The organism is Chitinophaga sp., assembly GCF_036566945.1.
GTDB lineage: Bacteria > Bacteroidota > Bacteroidia > Chitinophagales > Chitinophagaceae > Chitinophaga.
Genome location: NZ_DATCVJ010000767.1, coordinates 1 through 3,514, shown reverse-complemented (window position 1 = coordinate 3,514; position 3,514 = coordinate 1). Strand labels below are relative to the sequence as shown.

The window sequence follows — 3,514 nt, the reverse complement described above, 5'->3', positions numbered from 1 at the left end:
CCGTGAGCGCCTTGCTGCCTCCCGGCTGGATCATAGCGCCACAGGCTTTTATGATGACCTACTTCGGCGCCATGGCGCCGGTTAACACGGTGCTGCAGGAAGGATACCTACTCGACATCCGTGAAGACATTCCCGTTCCTGTTGTCAGCATACTGACAACGCAGGGTGAACTGGCCGCGCGTGGGTACATTGCCTTTGTAGGCGATTACGGTATTTATGACCGCATCGAAACACATGAAAGTCATCGCCGCCGTAAGCTGGGCAGCGTGATCATGAAAACACTGGAAGCTATCGGCGCCGCCCGCGGTATTAACAAAGGATTGCTGGTAGCTACCCGGGAAGGCAGAGCGCTGTATGAAACACTGGGTTGGCGGCTGCATTCATTGTATACTACCGCTGAAATCCCCGGCCCTGCTGTATAATATTTGTGCCTGCCTATCATAATATCCGGTTTGCTTAAAAACAAAGTGGCGCTTATCATCATTAAGGCTAAAGCCCTTCCTCCTCAAAAAAATACTTGTTCAGTTTTCGGTTGCCAGCCAGTTACAACTGCCTTACTTTTGGCTAAAAGAAATACATGCTGACTCATGAAATCATGTACCAGGCGCTTGTTGATAAGGATGTTTCTTACGAAGGGACTTTTATAGCAGCAGTAAAAACAACCGGCGTATTTTGCCGCCCAACCTGTACGGCCCGTAAGCCCCGGCAGGAAAATGTGGAATTCTTTTCATCCGCAAAAGAGGCCATCCTAAAAGGTTACCGGCCCTGTAAGGTATGTAGTCCATTGGAAAAAATGGGTGAAACACCTCCGCATATAAAAGAAATCCTGGACGCGCTGCAGGCAGATCCATCTAAAAAATTCAAAGACGCCGACCTCCTTGAAAAAGGAATTGAACCCATTACTATCCGGAGATGGTTTCTAAAAAACCATGGCGTCACCTTTCAGGCTTACCAGCGGATGTTCCGGATCAATGCCGCCTTCAAAAAAATACAAAACGGGGAACCGGTTACCTCCGTGGCTTTTGATGCCGGTTATGAGTCGCTAAGCGGCTTTTCCGACTCCTTCAAATCAGTATTTGGAGTGTCGCCATCCAATAGTAAAGATAAACACCTTATCAATATTACGCGGCTGGAAACACCGCTGGGGACTATGTTCGCCTGCGCCGTGGAACAGGGTATCTGCCTGTTGGAATTTACCGATCGCAAAATGCTGGAAACGGAGTTGAAGTCGCTGGCGAAACAGCTGAATGCTAATATTATCCAGGGCGCAAACGTCCATTTTGAAACCTTGCAATTACAACTGGCCGAATATTTTGAAGGGACGCGAAAAGTGTTTACAGTGCCATTGTATTGCCCGGGAACGCCCTTTCAGCAAACGATCTGGCGCATATTGCAGACCATCTCCTATGGTACTACCAGTTCCTATAAACAACAAGCCATGGCGGTGAACCGGCCCGAAGCCATTCGTGCGGTAGCCAATGCCAATGGGATGAACAGGATTTCCATCCTGGTACCCTGCCACCGCGTGATTGCCGAAGATGGACAGCTCGCAGGATATGGCGGCGGAATATGGAGAAAGAAATGGTTGCTCGACCACGAAAAAGCGCATTCAATTTAACCCGGATATCCTCATCATCATGGAAAACAACAATTCAAAGTGGATGGCACTACTCGTCATCCTAACGGCCCCCCTATTGTATGTCATCGACATTTTTATCATCAATATGGCCATTCCTGGTATCAAGAAAGGGGTACATGCTACAGACGGAGAAGTACAACTCGTGATTGCCGGCTACCTGCTGGGCAGCGCCTCTTTCCTGATTACAGGCGGCAGGGCAGGCGACTATCTCGGCAGAAAGAAAGTATTTTTTTGGGGAATGTTTTTTTTCACGTTGACCTCCTGTCTCTGTGGCTTATCTCAAACCGCGCTGGAACTGAACATCACCCGCTTTTTTCAGGGCCTGAGCTCTTCTTTCATGGTGCCACAGTCCATCGCATTTATACAGGTACTCTTTACCAATCCTTCGGAGAGAGCCAAAGCCATTGGCTGGTACGGCATTACCTTAAGTATTGCAGCGATCATAGGACAAATATTAGGTGGCTACCTGGTAGACACCCATTTCTTTATCGAAGGCTGGCGCCTGATTTTCTTTATCAACCTGCCGGTAGGCATCCTGGCACTCTGGGCAATTCACCGGTATTTAAAAGAAACGCCCCGCGACACCCGGCAGCGGTTCGATTATACCGGCGCGCTGATGCTCACCACCGGATTGGTTTGTCTTATTTATCCCTTAACCAAAGGACGCGAAATGGGATGGCCGCTATGGAGTATGGGCTTGATGCTACTGTCGCTTTTCATTTTCGCCTACTTCCTGCGTAATCAGCAAATGAAAGTACGCCTGCACAAAGGCAGTTTAATTGATACGGCGCTGTTTAAAATCCGGGAATTCAATATAGGCTTGCTCGCGGTGCTATTTCACTTCATGATGCATACCGCGTTTCTGCTGATGAGCGCCATCTATTTACAAAATGGACTCGGATTTTCTGCACTGGATTGCGGCATCGCCTTTATATTGCATGCCGTGCTGTTCATGATCTCTTCCATGCTGGCATCGCGGCTGATTGTACGGTTTGGCAAGTGGGTATTACAAGCAGGACTGCTGATCATCCTGATTTCTTTCCTGCTGCAAATATGGCTTTTTCAACCGTCGGTAAGTCCGTTTTGTGTAACACTATTGATTGGTATTTATGGGCTGGGAAACGGGCTGGTATTACCTTTCTTATTAAACATTGCGTTAAATAGTGTGCCGGTAAAGTTTGCAGGCGTGGCAGCAGGGGTATTCTCTACTTTCCAGCAAACGGCATCTGCTTTAGGGATCACTATACTGGGCGGTGTTTTTTACTATGTGGTCAGCCAGCATGCTACATCTCCCAACTACCTGAAAGCTTTTAATACAGGCCTTGCCGTTAGTATTATTTGTTTAGGGATAGTAGGGATCATGTTATGGATGCTGCCACCTACAATGGAACCAAAAGCTGTGTTGCAACCGGAAGGCATCTGATATTATTTTATCCGGTCCCAGTAAATGGTTTTCCCGAGTAGCGAAATACCCACGTAGCCCCGGATTTCCAGCCGGCCGGCCCGGATTTTCATATTGGCCCGGTACGACTTTCCCGTGGTGGCGTCATAAATTTCGCCGCCTTCCCATTGTCCGTCGTGGTACTGAAAACCTGTCAGCATCACCATATTCGGCCACTCTCTGTTTCTTAAAGCGGCATTGGGGTTCTTCGTATCTTTACGGGGAGCCCCTTTTTCGTCCAGCATATATTTACCCCATAACAGTTTTCCCTGATAGATATTTCCTGATTGATAGATTTCAATTTTGCCGGTCTTTTCCTCATTGAGCCAGATGCCCAGTACACTATTAGCCGGATTATTTTGTGCATTTATTTTTATAAGAAAAGAAAAAATACAACAAAAAAACAGGCTACTTTTTCTCCATATCGAATGATA

The 3,514-nt window shown here is 47.5% G+C and carries 4 protein-coding genes; 3 read left to right on the top strand and 1 reads right to left on the bottom strand.

Annotation, left to right across the window (positions count from 1 at the left end):
* The 3 genes from VIP81_RS23120 to VIP81_RS23110 all read left to right on the top strand — a co-directional run.
* On the top strand, positions 1–422 hold a 422-nt coding region (locus tag VIP81_RS23120; protein ID WP_331966959.1), incomplete at its 5' end, for a GNAT family N-acetyltransferase.
* A gap of 155 nt (positions 423–577) precedes the next feature.
* Positions 578–1,618: a trifunctional transcriptional activator/DNA repair protein Ada/methylated-DNA--[protein]-cysteine S-methyltransferase gene (locus tag VIP81_RS23115; protein ID WP_331966957.1), complete on the top strand. Its 1,041-nt coding sequence runs from the start codon at positions 578–580 to the stop codon at positions 1,616–1,618.
* A complete protein-coding gene (locus VIP81_RS23110) occupies positions 1,539–3,062 on the top strand; it encodes an MFS transporter (protein WP_331966955.1) in 1,524 nt (507 codons plus the stop codon). The genes VIP81_RS23115 and VIP81_RS23110 overlap by 80 nt, the downstream gene beginning before the upstream one ends.
* A 2-nt stretch (positions 3,063–3,064) precedes the next feature.
* Here the strand turns inward: VIP81_RS23110 and VIP81_RS23105 are convergent.
* The coding region (locus tag VIP81_RS23105) for a DUF2147 domain-containing protein (RefSeq protein ID WP_331966953.1) at positions 3,065–3,514 on the bottom strand (450 nt) is incomplete at its 5' end.